Annotated in this window: 17 protein-coding genes and 1 riboswitch; of the genes, 5 read left to right on the top strand and 12 right to left on the bottom strand. The window is 63.8% G+C overall.

Annotated elements, in window-relative coordinates; genetic code table 11:
- The 5 genes from WBN73_RS10595 to gcvP all read right to left on the bottom strand — a co-directional run.
- Nucleotides 1-395, bottom strand: a 395-nt coding sequence (locus WBN73_RS10595) for a serine dehydratase beta chain (protein ID WP_337340038.1), incomplete at its 3' end; no start/stop codon positions are given.
- Between the two features lie 175 nt (nt 396-570).
- The gene (gene glyA / locus WBN73_RS10590) at nt 571-1,890 is read right to left on the bottom strand and encodes a serine hydroxymethyltransferase (RefSeq protein WP_337340039.1); all 1,320 of its coding nucleotides are present in this window, start codon (nt 1,888-1,890) and stop codon (nt 571-573) included.
- Nucleotides 1,887-2,270 (bottom strand): glycine cleavage system protein GcvH, encoded by a 384-nt coding sequence (gene gcvH, locus WBN73_RS10585; protein ID WP_337340040.1) that lies wholly within the window; start codon nt 2,268-2,270, stop codon nt 1,887-1,889. Before gcvH ends, glyA begins: the two co-directional genes overlap by 4 nt.
- Before the next feature lie 53 nt (nt 2,271-2,323).
- On the bottom strand, nt 2,324-3,472 hold the full coding sequence (gene gcvT, locus WBN73_RS10580) for a glycine cleavage system aminomethyltransferase GcvT (protein WP_337340041.1): 1,149 nt from the start codon (nt 3,470-3,472) through the stop codon (nt 2,324-2,326).
- A gap of 11 nt (nt 3,473-3,483) precedes the next feature.
- Nucleotides 3,484-6,336, bottom strand: a complete 2,853-nt coding sequence (gene gcvP / locus WBN73_RS10575; RefSeq protein WP_337340042.1) for an aminomethyl-transferring glycine dehydrogenase — start codon at nt 6,334-6,336, stop codon at nt 3,484-3,486.
- Between the two features lie 149 nt (nt 6,337-6,485).
- Nucleotides 6,486-6,584: riboswitch (glycine riboswitch) on the bottom strand.
- A gap of 313 nt (nt 6,585-6,897) precedes the next feature.
- On the opposite strand from gcvP, the gene mscL reads away from it, so the two are divergent.
- Together mscL and WBN73_RS10565 are read left to right on the top strand one after the other, a co-directional pair.
- Nucleotides 6,898-7,374 (top strand): large conductance mechanosensitive channel protein MscL, encoded by a 477-nt coding sequence (gene mscL / locus WBN73_RS10570; protein ID WP_207595443.1) that lies wholly within the window; start codon nt 6,898-6,900, stop codon nt 7,372-7,374.
- Between the two features lie 156 nt (nt 7,375-7,530).
- Nucleotides 7,531-8,424 (top strand): amino acid-binding protein, encoded by an 894-nt coding sequence (locus WBN73_RS10565; protein WP_337340043.1) that lies wholly within the window; start codon nt 7,531-7,533, stop codon nt 8,422-8,424.
- A 12-nt stretch (nt 8,425-8,436) separates the two neighbouring features.
- Here WBN73_RS10565 and WBN73_RS10560 read toward each other — a convergent pair whose 3' ends face one another.
- The 5 genes from WBN73_RS10560 to WBN73_RS10540 all read right to left on the bottom strand — a co-directional run bounded on the left by WBN73_RS10560 (nt 8,437) and on the right by WBN73_RS10540 (nt 12,196).
- The gene (locus WBN73_RS10560) at nt 8,437-8,784 is read right to left on the bottom strand and encodes a hypothetical protein (RefSeq protein WP_337340044.1); all 348 of its coding nucleotides are present in this window, start codon (nt 8,782-8,784) and stop codon (nt 8,437-8,439) included.
- 155 nt (nt 8,785-8,939) lie between these two features.
- Complete coding sequence (locus WBN73_RS10555) at nt 8,940-9,194, bottom strand: hypothetical protein (RefSeq protein ID WP_280624750.1); 255 nt, start codon at nt 9,192-9,194, stop codon at nt 8,940-8,942.
- Between the two features lie 88 nt (nt 9,195-9,282).
- A complete protein-coding gene (locus WBN73_RS10550; RefSeq protein WP_337340045.1) occupies nt 9,283-10,656 on the bottom strand; it encodes an NAD(P)(+) transhydrogenase (Re/Si-specific) subunit beta in 1,374 nt (457 codons plus the stop codon).
- Entirely contained in the window at nt 10,653-11,000 is a 348-nt protein-coding gene (locus WBN73_RS10545) for an NAD(P) transhydrogenase subunit alpha (RefSeq protein ID WP_207595448.1), read from the bottom strand. The genes WBN73_RS10550 and WBN73_RS10545 overlap by 4 nt, the downstream gene beginning before the upstream one ends.
- The gene (locus WBN73_RS10540) at nt 11,000-12,196 is read right to left on the bottom strand and encodes a Re/Si-specific NAD(P)(+) transhydrogenase subunit alpha (protein ID WP_337340046.1); all 1,197 of its coding nucleotides are present in this window, start codon (nt 12,194-12,196) and stop codon (nt 11,000-11,002) included. Before WBN73_RS10540 ends, WBN73_RS10545 begins: the two co-directional genes overlap by 1 nt.
- Nucleotides 12,197-12,381: 185 nt before the next feature.
- Here WBN73_RS10540 and WBN73_RS10535 point away from each other — a divergent pair, with 185 nt between their 5' ends.
- Both WBN73_RS10535 and WBN73_RS10530 read left to right on the top strand, forming a co-directional pair.
- Nucleotides 12,382-12,993: an NADPH-dependent FMN reductase gene (locus tag WBN73_RS10535; protein ID WP_207595450.1), complete on the top strand. Its 612-nt coding sequence runs from the start codon at nt 12,382-12,384 to the stop codon at nt 12,991-12,993.
- A gap of 121 nt (nt 12,994-13,114) precedes the next feature.
- Nucleotides 13,115-13,543, top strand: coding sequence for a hypothetical protein (locus WBN73_RS10530; RefSeq protein ID WP_207595451.1), 429 nt, complete (start codon nt 13,115-13,117; stop codon nt 13,541-13,543).
- 8 nt (nt 13,544-13,551) lie between these two features.
- On the opposite strand, the gene WBN73_RS10525 is transcribed toward WBN73_RS10530, so the two are convergent.
- Both WBN73_RS10525 and WBN73_RS10520 read right to left on the bottom strand, forming a co-directional pair.
- The gene (locus WBN73_RS10525; RefSeq protein ID WP_207595452.1) at nt 13,552-14,256 is read right to left on the bottom strand and encodes an HAD family hydrolase; all 705 of its coding nucleotides are present in this window, start codon (nt 14,254-14,256) and stop codon (nt 13,552-13,554) included.
- Nucleotides 14,246-14,527 (bottom strand): hypothetical protein, encoded by a 282-nt coding sequence (locus tag WBN73_RS10520; RefSeq protein WP_242703443.1) that lies wholly within the window; start codon nt 14,525-14,527, stop codon nt 14,246-14,248. Before WBN73_RS10520 ends, WBN73_RS10525 begins: the two co-directional genes overlap by 11 nt.
- Before the next feature lie 114 nt (nt 14,528-14,641).
- Between WBN73_RS10520 and WBN73_RS10515 the strand changes: the two genes are divergently transcribed.
- Nucleotides 14,642-15,283, top strand: a complete 642-nt coding sequence (locus WBN73_RS10515) for an NADPH-dependent F420 reductase (protein ID WP_207595453.1) — start codon at nt 14,642-14,644, stop codon at nt 15,281-15,283.
- Nucleotides 15,284-15,481: the final 198 nt, after the last annotated feature.

Here is a 15,481-nt window from a genome sequence, read left to right as displayed (position 1 = left end):
GCCACGGCGAACTTCATCCCGTTCGTATGCCGCGGCAACACCGTCAACGGATGCAACACCATATCCTCCACCGCATAGTCGAGGAGCTTCCCGCCGGCCAGGTTGAGCTTCCCCGTCTCCGCGATAGCGGCCAACCGCTCCTCCACCTCATCAGGAAGGATCTCCTCGGGGTCGTATCCTTCCAGCCCCAGCAGGACAGCAGTGAAGGTGCCGTGCCCCTTACCGGTGGCGGCCAACGATCCGTACAGATCAACCCGCAAACCGGCAATGGATTCAAGGTCACCGGATTCACGAAGCTCACGGGCAAACACCGCCCCGGCACGCATCGGCCCCACAGTATGAGAGCTCGACGGCCCAATGCCTACAGAGAACAGATCGAAGACCCCAACGGCCATGGCTATTTCCTCACTAGTAAAACGACATTGAACCCGCCCCGCCCCCAACAAACGGAACGGACCCCAAACCCCCCTTCGCCGATTCGGGGCTTCGCTGCACAACATGCCGCGCGAACGGCACGTCCCGCAGCACCCCCCCGAATCGGACAAAACACCAACGAGCCAAAAACCCCGGTTAGGCGAGGTTCGCGACCCCCGGGTACAGCGGGTGCGCCTTCGCAAGAACATCAACACGGTGACGCAGCCCGGAAAGGTCCGCGTCGGCGTCGGCGATTAATGCCTCGGCGATGATGTCGGCCACCTCGCGGAAGGCTGCTTCACCGAAGCCGCGCGTCGCCAACGCCGGAGTGCCGATGCGCAGTCCGGAGGTGACCATGGGCGGGCGGGGGTCGAACGGGACGGCGTTGCGGTTGACGGTGATGTCGATCGTGGCAAGGCGGTCTTCGGCTTGCTGGCCGTCGAGTTCGCAATTGCGGAGGTCGACGAGGACCAGGTGCACGTCCGTTCCTCCGGAGACGACGCTGATGCCCTTGGCGGCGACGTCGGGCTGGACCAGTCGCTCGGCAAGGATGCGGGCACCCGCGAGGACACGTTCCTGACGCTCCCGGAACTCCTCCGAGGCGGCGATCTTGAAGGCCACGGCCTTGCCGGCGATCACGTGCTCCAGCGGACCACCCTGCTGGCCCGGGAACACGGCCGAGTTGATCTTCTTGGCGATGTCGGCGTCGTTGGAGAGGATGATGCCGCCACGCGGACCGGCGAGGGTCTTGTGCGTGGTGGACGTGGTGACGTGCGCGTGCGGGACGGGCGAGGGGTGCAGCCCCGCAGCCACCAGGCCGGCGAAGTGGGCCATGTCCACCATCAAGTAGGCGCCCACGGAGTCGGCGATCCGGCGGAACTCGGCGAAGTCCAACTGCCGCGCATAAGCGGACCAGCCGGCAACGATCAGCGCAGGTTTGTGCTCCTGTGCCAGGCGCTCAACCTCGGCCATATCCACCGTGTGGGTGTCCTCGCGGACGCCGTAGGGAACCACGTTGTAGAGCTTGCCTGAGAAGTTGATGCGCATGCCGTGCGTGAGGTGCCCACCGTGAGCCAGGTTCAGGCCCATGATGGTGTCGCCGGGCTTGATGAGGGCGTGCATCACGGAGGCGTTGGCCTGCGCACCTGAGTGTGGCTGGACGTTCGCGAACTCGGCCCCGAAAAGGGACTTGATGCGGTCGATCGCGAGCTGTTCGATCACGTCAACGTGCTCGCAGCCGCCGTAGTAGCGCTTGCCCGGGTAACCTTCGGCGTACTTGTTGGTCAGGACCGAGCCTTGGGCCTGCATGACAGCAACGGCCGTGTGGTTCTCCGAGGCGATCATTTCCAGGCCGTCGCGCTGGCGACCCAGTTCGTCGTCGATCTTCGCAGCAATCTCAGGATCCAGCTCTGACAGCCGGGCGTCCAGCGACGCCGACACCACTTGCTGGTACTCAGTTACGGATACCGGGTTCACAGTTCTCCACCGTTCGTTGCAGCGTATTCTTCGGCCGACATGAGGGGCCCTTCTTCTGTGGCAGCAACCTTGAACAGCCAGCCCGCGCCGTAGGGATCGTTGTTGATGAGGGCGGGCTCAGTGACAACGGCGTCGTTGATCTCGGTCACCTCCCCCGTCACGGGCGAGTACAGGTCCGAGACCGACTTGGTGGATTCAACCTCGCCACAGGTCTCACCTGCGGTCACTGTGGAACCAACCTCGGGGAGGTCCACATACACAATGTCGCCCAGGGCGTCAGCGGCCACCGCGGAAATCCCGATCCCCACAGGCCCTTCACCGTCAGCGGCAACCCACTCGTGCTCAGCCGAGTACTTCAATTCAGCAACTACCTTGCTCATAAGATTCCTTCTCTCACTAACTGAAAACTTTTCAAGATCACCCGCTGTAGGGGCTACTTCCGACGCTTGTAGAACGGGAGCGCGACTACTTCGAAGGGCTCAGCCTTCCCGCGCAGGTCCACCTCGACCGTCGTGCCCGGCTCTGAATGCTCGACGTCGACATACGCCATCGCTACTGGGTAACCGAGCGTGGGGCTCGGTTGGCCGGAGGTGACTTCGCCGATGAGCGAGCCGTCTTTGAGGACCGAGTAGTGTCCGCGGGCGGCGCGGCGGCCGGTACCTTTGAGACCGACCAGCTTCTGGCCGATGGTGGATCCGACCCCGGCTGCCTTGATCGACGTCAGTGCTTCCCGACCAACGAAGTCGCTTTCCTTAGCTAAGGAAACTACCGGGCCGAGGCCTGCGGCGTAGGCATTGACGTGGATGGAGAGCTCGTTGCCGTAGAGCGGCATTCCGGCTTCCAAACGCAGTGAGTCGCGGGCTGCGAGGCCTGCCGGGATGAGGCCGTGGCCTTCGCCGGCTTCGAGCAATGCTTCCCAGAGGCCCGGGGCGTCGAGGTTCGGGACGTAGATCTCGAAGCCGTCTTCGCCGGTGTAGCCGGTGCGGGCCAGCAGCAGGTCCTGGGTGCCGCCGTCGAACGTCAGCCCAACCTCAACCGCAGCGTAGTACTTCAGATCGGTGACCAGCGCGTGCTGATCGGTGGGAACCAGGGTCAGCAGGATGGCTTCGGCGTTCGGGCCCTGCACCGCGATCAGTGACGTCTCGGCAGAAACATCCTCAACGACGACGTCGAAACCGGCCGCGCGCTTCAGCAGCGCCGCGGCGACCACCTTGGCGTTGCCCGCATTGGGGACCACCAGGTACTTGTCCACGCCGTCCTCAGGAGAGGGTCGACGGTAGGTAATAAGGTCGTCGATGATGCCGCCGTCGGTGTTGCAGATCAGCGAGTACTTCGCTTTGCCCACGGCGATCGCCGACAGCTTGCCTACCAGCGCGTAATCCAGGAAGGCCGCAGCGTCCGGGCCGGACACCCAGACTTCACCCATGTGGGAGAGGTCGAACAAGCCCGCGGACTTGCGGACTGCGTGGTGTTCGGCGAGTTCGGACTCGTACTTCAGGGGCATCTGCCAGCCGCCGAAGTCCGTGAAGGATGCACCGGCCTTTTTGTGCTGCTCGTAGAGAGCGGTGTAGTTCTCAGACATGTCGGGAGTCCTTAGTTTTCGAAGTCTTCGAGCGGAGGGCAGGAGCACACAAGATTCCGGTCACCGGCGGCGCCGTCGATCCTGCCGACCGGCGGGAAGTACTTGTCCTGCTTCAGGTGGTGGACCGGGAAGGCGGCCTGCTCGCGCGGGTAATCCCGGTCCCAGCCGGAATTCACGACGGCGGCAGCCGTGTGCGGCGCGTTGCGCAGCGGCGAGTTCTCAACGGTGAAATCACCGCTGGCCACCTGCTCAATCTCGGCGCGGATGGTGATCATGGCTTCGATGAAGCGGTCAATCTCCACGAGGTCCTCGGACTCCGTCGGCTCCACCATCAACGTGCCGGCAACCGGAAACGCCAGGGTGGGGGCGTGGAAGCCGAAGTCGATCAGACGCTTGGCCACGTCTTCGGCCGTGACACCCGTGCGGGAGGTCAGTTCGCGGAGGTCCAGGATGCACTCGTGCGCCACGAGCCCGCCCTCACCCGTGTAAAGGATGGGGAAGTGCTCATCCAGGCGGGAAGCAACATAGTTGGCTGCAAGAAGCGCCGACTTGGTAGCTTCCGTCAGCCCCTGCCCACCCATGAGCTTCACATACGCCCAGGAAATCGGCAGTACACCGGCAGAGCCGTAACGTGAGGCGGAAATCGCGACACCATGACCAGGCTCGTGCGCAGCCTTGTTCGCGTCACCGGGCATGAACGGTGCGAGGTGTGCCTTGGCAGCAACCGGGCCCACGCCCGGTCCGCCACCGCCGTGCGGGATGCAGAAGGTCTTGTGCAGGTTCAGGTGGGACACGTCGCCGCCGAACTTGCCCGGCTGTGCCAAGCCAACCAGTGCGTTCAGGTTTGCGCCGTCAACGTAGACCTGGCCGCCGGCTGCGTGGATCGCGTCGCACACCTCGCGAACGTCGGCGTCGTACACACCGTGCGTGGACGGGTAGGTGATCATGATGCAGGACAGGACGTCCTTGTTGGCTTCAATCTTGGCGGTCAGGTCCGCGTGATCGATGGTGCCGTCAGCAGCCGTGGCCACCACCACTACCTTCATGCCCGCCAGCACAGCAGACGCTGCATTGGTGCCGTGGGCCGACGCGGGGATGAGGCAGACAGTGCGCTGCTCATCACCGCGGGACAGGTGGTAGCCGCGGATTGCCAGCAGACCTGCGAGCTCACCCTGGGAACCGGCGTTCGGCTGGATGGAGACCTGGTCATAGCCCGTGATCTCCGTGAGGTCAGCTTCCAGATCCTCAATCAGTTCCCGCCAACCAGCAGTCTGGTGGTCCGGAGCGAACGGGTGGATGGAGGCGAACTCCGGCCAGGAAATGGCTTCCATTTCAGCAGTGGCGTTCAGCTTCATGGTGCAGGAGCCCAGCGGGATCATGGTGCGGTCCAGAGCAAGGTCCCGGTCGGACAGCTTGCGGATATAGCGCAACAGCTGCGTCTCGGAACGATGCGTGTTGAACACCGGGTGCTGCAGGAAGTCGGACGTCCGGACCACGTCAGAGGGCAGCTCAAACCCGGCCGCGTCCCCCACGGGTCCGGCGCCAAAGGCGACGGCTACCGCGGAGAGGACGTCCGGCGTCGTGGTTTCATCAACGGAGACACCAACGGTGTCGGCGTCGATGAGCCGCAAATTGATACCGCGGGCTTCAGCGGCGGCGATGACCTTGTCGGCCTTGCCCGGGACCCGGACGGTGAGGGTGTCGAAGAAGGCCTCGGAGACGAGTTCGCGGCCGGCCTTCTGCAGTGCGGTGGCAAGCGTACGTGCGTGGCCGTGGACGGTCTCGGCGATCGCCTTCAGGCCCTCGGGGCCATGGTAGACGGCGTACACCGAGGCGACAATGGCGAGCAATGCCTGGGCCGTGCAGATGTTGGACGTGGCCTTTTCGCGGCGGATGTGCTGCTCGCGGGTCTGGAGGGCCAGGCGGTACGCGGGGACGCCGGCGTTGTCCTTGGAAACACCAACGATGCGGCCGGGAAGTGTACGTTCCATGCCTTCGCGAACGGCCATGTAGGCAGCGTGCGGGCCGCCGAAGAACAGCGGGACACCGAAGCGCTGCGCAGTTCCGACGGCGATGTCCGCACCTTGCTCGCCCGGGGGCGTGATGAGGGTGAGCGCCAGCAAGTCAGCGGCCACGGTGACCAGGGCACCGTGTTCCTTGGCGTCGGCGATGACGCCGGAGTGGTCGAAGACGCGGCCGGAAACGCCGGGCTGCTGCAGGACGATGCCGTTGATGTCGCCATCGGGAAGACCTGCCGACAGGTCAGCAATCTCCACTTCGAAGCCCAGCGCCTCGGCGCGGCCTTTCACGATGGCGATGGTCTGCGGGAGGAGGTCGGCGTCCAGGACGGTCTTGCCGTCCTTGGCCGTCTTGGACTTGTTGGCCCGACGCATCAGCAATACGGCCTCGGCAACGGCGGTGGCTTCATCCAGCAGCGAGGCGTTGGCTACGGGAAGTCCGGTGAGGTCCTGCACCATGGTCTGGAAGTTGAGCAGCGCTTCGAGGCGGCCCTGCGAAATTTCCGGCTGGTACGGCGTGTAGGCCGTGTACCAAGCGGGAGCTTCCAGGATGTTGCGGCGGATCACCGGGGGCGTCACGGTGTCGTAGTAGCCCTGGCCGATCATCTGGACAGCGGTTTTGTTCTTGGAAGCCAGTTTGCGCAACTCGGCGAGGACCTGGACTTCAGTGAGGGCGTCCTGCAACTTCAGGGCGGTGTCCTGCCGGATGGAATCGGGGACCGCGACGTCTACCAGGCCGTCGACAGAGTCGTAGCCGATGGCCTTGAGCATGGTGTCAACGTCGGCTTGGCGGCGGGCGCCGATGTGCCGGTCCGCGAAGGCGGTGGGGGTTGATTGAACAGTCAAGAGGAACTCCATGATTCAGGCGCCCAATGAGCGCCACGATGATGTGGGGTTCCTCCCCGCTCTGTATTGGACCTGAGAGATTCCGCAGGAATGGTTGCCTGCTTGCACCGTCGGTGAGCCCGGTTGCCCGGACTGCTTTCCAGAGTTGCCTAACCGCGGCGGTACATGGGCCTGAGAGATTCCTGGGGAGGATTTGCTCCTACGGCGCCTGACTGGATGTACCGGCAGGACTCTCCCGCCGCAGATCAAAAGCGTTGCGCCACCATGAGTGACACGCTTCACACCATAGCGGGTTGTTTTGAAAAAGTGCAAGCAAGGTGTGGTTACTGATGCATCGCGTTCGACCCCCGCGGAATGTTCCTCAACGACCACACCAGGTCCCTGCTCGCCTGACAGGGAGTCATGGGTGTGCCGGGATGTGGGAGAAAGCAACGCTCTCTCACATCCCGAGCCCTTCCCACCAACGCTCTCTCACATCCCCGCTTACACCGGCTGGAAACCCCGGAGTGGTATTTTGATCTCTGCTGGAGGCAGACACTGCACCTATTCGGAGGATCATCCATGTTCAAGGGTTTCAAGGACTTCATACTTCGCGGCAACGTGATCGAGTTGGCCATTGCCGTAGTCATCGGCAGTGCGTTCACAGCCCTCGTTGCGGCCTTCACCACCAACATTATTAACCCCGTGATCGCCGCCGCAGGCGGAGTGAACGCTGATGGTCTCGGCTTCAGGATCTGGCAGGACAACCCCGCCACCTTCATCAACATCGGTGCCGTGCTGACGGCTCTCGTGACCTTTGTGATCACCGCTGCCGTGGTCTACTTCATCTTTGTGGCACCCATGAACAAGATCAATTCCCTGGTCAAGGACCGCCTCTCCACCGAGGAGCCCGAGGAAGAGCCGCTTCCGGCAGATACTGCCCTTCTGGCCGAAATCCGCGACCTCCTGAAGGACGCTGCTGCCGCCCGCAGCACTGCCCGGACCTCTGGCCTTGGATCGGACCTGGACTCCGAACTCGATTCCGACCGAACCCGCTAGGATCGCCGGCTCCCTGCGGGCATCAGTTCCCAGTTGCTTCACCGAACCCGGTGTTCTCTCCGCGAGGGCGCCGGGTTCTTGCACGTTCACCGGCCCGTCCACAGAACGTGACGCGCTGGCAACCGGCGCGAAACGGGGGGAGGGCAGCATGGGAACATGAAGCCCAACCCGAGCACTTCCGTCACCGCGGATCTTCTGTGTGATGTCTGCGGACAATTGCCTGAACCTCCCAAGGCCCGGCTCACCCTCGCCAACATCGCGGTGATGCTTCCTATCGAACTGTTGGTTCATGCGGCCGTGGTGGGAACCACCCTCCCCTACGTGGCCAAGGTCCTGCTGCTTGCAGTGACCGCCACCGTTTTGGTGATCTGGGTGGCCGAACCTTCAGCTGCCAAGGTCCTCCGGGGCTGGCTGCACGCGCCGGCCCTCCGCCAACGGCACAGACTACATCTGGCACCGGCCTTGTGGCGGGCCCGGACAGTGCTACTGGACCAGCCAGGTTCACTGCAGACGGTCACACAGTCCTTGGCCAAGTTGGGCACGAACATCCTCAGCCTTCACGTCCACCCGGTGATGAGAGCCGGGTCCCTCGCCCCGGGACACATCGGAACTGTCATGGACGAGTTTGTTCTCTCCGCCCCGGGGGACGTCACCGAGCAGGAACTGTTGAAAGCCCTGGCCGACGGCGGCGGGTGTAGGTCCCTTGTTTGGCCCACCACCGCTTTGGCCATGGCAGATGGCCAGACCAAAGCACTGACCCTGGCGACCCGGATTGCCGGAAACCCGAAGGAACTTCCGCACGCAGTGGCCGAGCTGCTTTCCGCCAAAGTCGTCCCGAGCGATCCGGAGCATCCGGCGCCCGAGACGAGCGCCGGCGTCGGGCCTTCACCGGACGTCCTCAAGATCCCCACGGCCTGGAATGGCCCGCTGGTCTTTTCCCGACCCGGCGAACCGTTCACGCCGGCCGAGTCCGCGCGGGCGCATAGGCTGGCTGAGCTCGCGGAGATCCTGGCGCACAGCCCGGCGGCCCCGGAGAGAGCGCGCTGCTGAACCCCACAGCGTTCAGTCCTGGTCGATCTTCTCGAGGAGCTTCCCCAGGGCACCCCGGATGTCGTCGTAGTCGTACTGGCCGGCCCTGCTCTCGGCGGCGATCACACCACAGCGGTGGATCTTCCTGAAATCACCGATGGGGAACTTGTAGTGGCCCTTTTGGTCATCCGGGTGGTCGTCGTCCACCCCGAGGAACCACTTGGAGTATTCGGCGTGCCCGTGCTTGTCCAGGAAGGCGTTTTCGTCCTTGGTGGAGGGCGCGTGCTCACTCCAGTCGTCTCGGGTGTCCTTGACCACCTTGCCGTCCGTGACCAGGCGCTTCGCATGGTCAAAGGCCTTTTTGTTGAGTTTCACTGTCATGGCGCACCTCGCTGGGGTTGGTGGCTTGGGCTGAATCCGGAAGCTCGTGCAGCCCAGCATAGGACGCCGGCGGACGGGTGGAAAGGCCGTTGGGTCGGAGGGCCGGAATGGCAGCCCCGGCGCTCAGGCTCAGCTACCGCGCCCAGCCATAGCGGTCAGTCCACCAGCCGGATCCTGAGACCGGTTCCCCGCTCTTTCTCCACCAACCTCCGCTCTATGGGCCCGCTTTGGGCAAGCCAGAGGACTTTGCCGTCATAGGTGACGGACTCCACGCAGCCTTGGTCCACTACCTCGTTGTACCGCCAGACCTCCACCGTCTGGCCCACGAGGACCCGCCAATTGGTCACGGCCCTGCCTTCGATGTGGCTGAAAGGCGTCCCGGTCGACGATTTTTTGTTGCTGTCCTTCACGTCAATGACTCCTAGCGGTGCTTGACAAACTGTCTGTAAAGACTTGTGCCGCCACGGGCCAGTACATGACGCGGTTCGCGGGTTTTTCCTAGAGTCCCTTCACCGCGCCCAGGACCTTGGTCAGTGAATCCTTGGCATCTCCGAACAACAAGGTGGTTTGGGGTTCGTAGAGGAGTTCGTTTTCGATACCGGCAAATCCCGGACGCATGGAACGTTTGAGGAATACCACCTGCCGGGCGTCGGCAACTTCAAGGATGGGCATTCCGTAGATCGGTGAGCCGGAGGTGGTCTTCGCGGCAGGGTTGACGACGTCGTTGGCGCCCACCACCAAAGCAACATCGGCGGTCTTGAATTCGGAGTTGATATCGCCCATTTCCTTCAACGATTCGTAGGGCACGTTGGCCTCAGCCAGCAGCACGTTCATGTGTCCGGGCATACGTCCTGCCACGGGATGGATGGCGAAATCCACGTCGATTCCGCGGGCTTCCAACGCCAGGGCGAGCTCGGCCGCGGTGTGCTGTCCTTGTGCGACCGCAAGCCCGTATCCCGGCACAATGATGACCCGCTGGGCATAGCCGAGCAGCACTGCAACGTCCTCTGCGCTGGAGGACCGCACTGGCCGCTCGCTCACAGCAGTGGATCCTGCCGTCGAGCCACCTTTGAAGGCGCCAAACATGATGCCGGCGACACTCCGGCCCATCGCCGCCGCCATGGCCCGGGTCAGGATGGTGCCCGAGGCTCCCACCAACGTTCCGGCGACCAGCAAAAGAACATTGCCCAGCACCAGCCCCGATGCCGCGACAGCCAAGCCGGTGAAGGCATTCAGGAGCGAGATGACGATCGGAACATCCGCGCCACCCACCGGAAGAACCAAGAGGATGCCGGTCATAAGACCCAGGACCAACAGCACCAGCGCCAGCGCGAGCGAGCCGTTCAGGATCACCACTACACCGGCACCCACCGCAGCCAGTAGAACCACTGCCATCAGTGCGGGCAGGCCCGGGAATGTGACGGGGCGGGTGGTCATGAGCCCTTGGAGCTTGGCGAACGTGACACCGGAACCGGCGAAGGACACCGCACCGACCAGCAGCGTAAAGACGATGGCCAGGCGAACCCAGGGATCGTCTGAGTGGGAGAGTTCCAGCATGGCAACAAGCGCAGCAGCACCACCACCAACACCGTTGAAGAGGGCCACGAGCTGTGGCATTTGCGTCATCTGCACGCGGCGGGCCACCGGCGCCGCCACACCTGAACCCACGGCAATGGCACCGAGGATCCAGGGAACGTTGTCCAACTTCACGGAGACAAAAACCGTGACCACGGCCAGCAGGGCGCCCAAGGCGCCAATCAGGTTGCCGCGACGGGCCGTTTTCGGTGAGTTCAGCCCCTTCAGCGCGAGGATGAAGCACGCCGCCGCAGCCAGATAGAGGAGCGCCGTCCACGTGGGATTAAGCAGCGTCACTGTTGGCGCTCCTTCGTCACGGCTTCGGCGGAGCCCGGACCAGCCGGCTCAACTTTCGACGGCGGCCGTTGCCTTCCGCGGAACATCTCCAGCATGCGGTCGGTCACCACGAATCCGCCCACTAGGTTGGCCGTGGCAAGGACGACAGCCAACAAGGCTACTGCCAGCACCCATGGGTCAGCAGCCTGTCCGGCAACGATGATGGCTCCCACCAGGATGATGCCGTGGATGGCGTTCGCGCCCGACATGAGTGGCGTGTGCAGGGTGCTGGAAACCTTGGAAACAACCTCGAAGCCCACGAACACGGCCAGCACGGTGATCGTCAGCAGGCTCATGCCATCCATCAGCGCACTCCTTCAGTTCCGGGACGGGTTGTGCCAACGGGTGCTGTTTCGCCTGCGAGCGCCCTGAGTGCCTCCGCGGTGGGTGCGTGCCTGACTTCGCCGAGGTGGGTGAGGCAGGTGCCCGCTACTACTTCGTCGTCGAAGTCCGGGGAGACCGTCCCGTCTTTGGTCATGAGCGCCAGCAGATTGGCCACGTTCTTGGCGTAGAGGCGGGAAGCGTCTGCGGGCATCGCGGAGGCTGGGTCCTTGATTCCCACCAGTGTCACGAGCCCTTGGCCGTCAGCGGTGGGCACGGGGATGTCCTGCCCTGGGATGCTTCCCTCAACATTCCCGCCGGACTCGGCCGCCAGGTCCACGACCACGGAGCCGGGGCGCATACCCTGCACCATCTCGCGGCTCACCAGGAGCGGCGCCCTTCTGCCGGGAACAGCGGCGGTGGTAATCAATACATCGGCTTGGGCAACGTGCGGTGCCAGGAGTGCCCGCTGCAACGCGCCGCGGTCTGCGCTGAGTTCGCGGGCGTATCCACCGGATGCCTCGGCGGTTTCCAGGTCCAGTTTGATGAACGTGCCGCCCATGGACGCTACTTCGTCCGCCGAAGCCGGGCGGATGTCGTTGGCGGAAACCCTGGCCCCGAGCCGCTTGGCTGTGCCGATCGCCTGCAGTCCTGCAACACCTGCACCCAACACCAGCACCTTGGCGGGCGGGATGGTCCCGGCCGCCGTCATGTACAGCGGGAAGAACCGGGGCAAACGCATGGCCGCCTCGAGGACGCAGCGGTAGCCGGCCACCAGGGCCTGCGAAGTGAGCGCATCCATGGATTGGGCGCGGGAAATACGGGGAACCAGCTCGAGGGCAAAGGACGTGATTCCACCTGCGGCGAGCGCCCGCACCGTAGGCAACTCCGAGGACGGCGACCCCAACCCGACGGTGACCGAACCCCGGCGGAGGGCTCCCGCCGTCGACGGTTCCATGGGACGTACGTGGCAATAGACATCAAGCGATCCGAGAACCAACGACTGCACCACAGCGGCGCCCGCCGCCCGGTAGTCGTCGTCGCCATGCCCGGACGCCAGCCCCGCACCGGACTCGATCTCAACCTCCAGCCCCAACCCCACCAGCTGCTTCACCGTTTCCGGCGTTGCGGCCACACGTCGCTCACCGTCGAGCCTCTCGCGCGCTATGCCTGCTTTCACCCGCCACCCCTTTTCCGGAATTCTCCAGAACTCAGTTGGCATGAGTCTATGACCGCAAAGGTCCCGGCGGGAGTAGGGGCTGCGCTATGTGCATAAGTCAATTAGGGTCGGTAAGAGCTGGGGCAACCAGTCACCACACCGTCGACGAGCCGGTTCCGGCCGTGCCGTTGGAAAGGAACGCCGCAATGGACACTTTCAAAATCGGTTACTTCGTCGGAAGCCTGGCGAGCAATTCCATCAACCGGGTCCTCTCCAAGGCGCTCATCAGCGTCGCGCCTTCGGAGCTCGAGTTCCATGAGATCGCCATCAAGGACCTGCCTCTTTACAGCTCGGATTACGACGCCGATTTCCCGCCGGCGGGCCGGGAACTGAAGGATGCCATCGCCGCATCGGACGGCATCCTGTTTATCTCCCCTGAGTACAACCGCTCCATTCCGGGCGCGTTGAAGAACGCCATCGACTGGGGTTCGCGCCCATGGGGCACCAACTCATTCGCCAGGAAGCCCACGGGAATCATCGGCGCATCGCCAGGCGGCATTGGAACGGCGGTGATGCAGTCGTCCATGCGCAGCGTGTTGAGCTTCCTGGACGCGCCGCAGCTGAACGCACCTGAGGCTTACATCCGCTTCGTCGCAGACGCGTACGACGACGACGGGTCAGTTAAGGACGAGGGAACCGCGGCCTTGTTGCGGCATTACATGGAGGAATACAGCGCGTTCGTGCAGCGTGTCCTCGCAGCCAACGCCCCGGGCCACATCGGGGACCAGGAACCGGATTCCGCCAAGCTCACGCGGTAGAGGCCGGTGGGTGCGGGTTACGTCCCCCCGGTGGCTGCACCGGCGAAATCACCCACCACCACGGTTTAGTCAGTATCCTTACGAGTACGAGGATTCACGCCCCTAAACCTTGGAGGTATCGATGTTTCGAAGACTAGCCACCACTACCTTGGCCGTGGCCCTTTTCGCAGGGTCCATGCTCCCTGCAACGGTCGCAGCCAACGCGGCGCCAGCCGTCCAGGGCAGCGCGGTCCAAGGCAGCGCGGTCCAAGGCAATGTAGCCGCCACGACACCGACACCCACAGCGGATTCCACCAACCCCTCCGGCCCCTCGACGCAAACACCAACCAACCCGGCACCATCATCCGGGGCTCCCAGCTCGCCGAATCCGGCAGGTAGTGGGCCCGCCAATCCGGGGACGGGAGAATCGGGCCCCCAAGAGCAGACCCGCACCGACGCCACGCCATGGGTGCTGGCCGGAGTAGCCGCAGTCATCATCATCGCCTTGATTATCTGGACCGCGCGCAATCGGCGCGGGCGGGACAAGGGGATCAGCGACGAGCCGCGCTAGGCGACGGGCTACGCCTTGGGAGCGCCCGCCGCCAACCGGCCGATGATGCTGCTTTCCAGGTGCTCCAGCAGGTGCCGCGGATTGTCATAGACCTCTGCGGCACCTGCGTCACGCAGCTCCGCCTCACTGATTCCGCCGCAGGTCAAAGCAATCACGGGAACACCAATGGCCGCACCGGCCATGACGTCCCAGACTGCGTCGCCAACAAAAACTGCATCCTCCGGGCTGACGCCAAGCTTCTCCAGGCAGGCGATCAGGATGTCCGGCGCGGGCTTGCTCTCCTTGGCGTCGTTGGAGCTGGTCCACGCATCGATGGAGGATCCGGCGTCGAGGATGTGCCTGCTGACCTCGAGGTCCCGCTGTTGTGCTGACGACGCCAAGCCCACTGCCAGCCCTGACTCAGAACACGCTGAGAGGAGGTCGCGGACGGAGTCGAAGGGCCGCAGCGTCGGCCAGAACGTTGAGAACACTGCGCTGTGGGCTGATTTCAGTTCTTCCTGCAGGTCTTCGGTGCAGTCAGGTACGAGGCTCTGGATCAGGCGGTCGCCTCCCATGCCCACCCGCCGATGGATGGCGGACATCTCTATGTCCAAGCCTTCACGCCGGAACGCCTGCCACCACGCCATGGCGTGGAAGTAGCTGGAATCAATCAGCGTGCCGTCCACATCGAAGAGGACCCCGCGCGTCTTTGGTGATGCTGAATCAGATGTCATTGCCAGCCACCTTCGGTTTGGTCTGGATGCCCTGCGCCGCAAGGGCAGGATCGGTGACTGGTTCCTCGAGCAGGAGGACGGCATACCGCTCGGGGGATCCCGTTCGCAACAGGCCCGTCCCGGCCACTTCCCTCATGGCAGCGACTCCCTCAACGGCCTCGTCCAGCGAGGAAAAACGTTTTGAAAGCCCCATCAATTCGTCGCTGCCGTCCAACACCAGAATGCGAAATCCTCCGTCGGGGGTCTCTACCAGTTCCAAATGACCGGCCATACCGACCTCCTTGCCTCAACAACCCACCCCATAGTAAGACTACTTAGTATAGGGCTGATCGACATATTTCGTCACGCGGGAATTAGGCGCCTGCAACTTCTTGTTGGCACGGACATGACAACAATCGGAATCATCGGTGCAGGACACATTGGCAGCCAGGTTGCACGCAAGGCCGTGGAATTGGGCTATGACGTCGTGATCAGCAATTCACGGGGACCCGAAACACTCGGCGAACTCGTTGCGGAACTGGGGCCGCGCGCCCGTGCCGCCACGGCAGCCGAGGCAGCAGCGGCGGGCGATTTCGCCGTCGTGACCGTGCCCCTCAAGAACTATCAGAGCATCCCGGCAGAGCCGCTCGAGGGCAAGATCGTCATCGACACCAATAACTACTACTGGGAACGCGACGGCCGCATCCCCGAGCTGGACAACGGCGAAGCCACCACGTCCGGCCTGCTCCAGAAGCACCTCCCCACGTCCAAAGTGGCCAAGGGCTTCAATCACATCTTCGCCAAGGACATCACCACCGACGGCACCCCGGCCGGTACGCCCAACCGCCGCGCGCTGGCCACCTCAAGCGACTTCCCGGAAGCCGCCGAGCTGGTCACCAAGCTGTACGACGAATTCGGCTTTGACACCGTCAACATCGGCCCGCTGGAGGACAGCTGGCGCGTCGAACGCGACCGCCCCGCGTACGTCATCCGGCAGACCGCCGTCGAGCTCCAGGACAACCTCGCCAAGGCGACCCGTACGGTCTAAACCAACAACGCACGACGGCGGGCAAGCGGCTGGCGCTGGCCCGCCGCCTTGTTCTGGGCTGCTCCCCTGAAAAAGGGGATGGAAACGGTGTCATAAACCGGGTCCGTGGCGCACTTTATGGGTGGCTGCTTCCTCAGGCGCTTGGCGCATCAGGCACCTGGGGAAGCAGTTGCCCCCAGCGCCCCGACCCGAGGAGTC

This window comes from Paenarthrobacter sp. CCNWLY172, assembly GCF_037402035.1.
Lineage (GTDB): Bacteria > Actinomycetota > Actinomycetes > Actinomycetales > Micrococcaceae > Arthrobacter.
Note: the sequence above shows the minus strand (reverse complement) of the source record. Positions and strands in the feature narration are given on the sequence as shown.

What these genes read in the sequence shown, in the direction of transcription:
- gcvH (WP_337340040.1), bottom strand. Translation starts at nt 2,270, where the DNA reads ATGAGCAAGGTAGTTGCTGAATTGAAGTACTCGGCTGAGCACGAGTGG.
- gcvT (WP_337340041.1), bottom strand. Translation starts at nt 3,472, where the DNA reads ATGTCTGAGAACTACACCGCTCTCTACGAGCAGCACAAAAAGGCCGGT.
- mscL (WP_207595443.1), top strand. Translation starts at nt 6,898, where the DNA reads ATGTTCAAGGGTTTCAAGGACTTCATACTTCGCGGCAACGTGATCGAG.
- WBN73_RS10565 (WP_337340043.1), top strand. Translation starts at nt 7,531, where the DNA reads ATGAAGCCCAACCCGAGCACTTCCGTCACCGCGGATCTTCTGTGTGAT.
- WBN73_RS10560 (WP_337340044.1), bottom strand. Translation starts at nt 8,784, where the DNA reads ATGACAGTGAAACTCAACAAAAAGGCCTTTGACCATGCGAAGCGCCTG.
- WBN73_RS10545 (WP_207595448.1), bottom strand. Translation starts at nt 11,000, where the DNA reads ATGGATGGCATGAGCCTGCTGACGATCACCGTGCTGGCCGTGTTCGTG.
- WBN73_RS10535 (WP_207595450.1), top strand. Translation starts at nt 12,382, where the DNA reads ATGGACACTTTCAAAATCGGTTACTTCGTCGGAAGCCTGGCGAGCAAT.
- WBN73_RS10530 (WP_207595451.1), top strand. Translation starts at nt 13,115, where the DNA reads ATGTTTCGAAGACTAGCCACCACTACCTTGGCCGTGGCCCTTTTCGCA.
- WBN73_RS10525 (WP_207595452.1), bottom strand. Translation starts at nt 14,256, where the DNA reads ATGACATCTGATTCAGCATCACCAAAGACGCGCGGGGTCCTCTTCGAT.
- WBN73_RS10520 (WP_242703443.1), bottom strand. Translation starts at nt 14,527, where the DNA reads ATGGCCGGTCATTTGGAACTGGTAGAGACCCCCGACGGAGGATTTCGC.
- WBN73_RS10515 (WP_207595453.1), top strand. Translation starts at nt 14,642, where the DNA reads ATGACAACAATCGGAATCATCGGTGCAGGACACATTGGCAGCCAGGTT.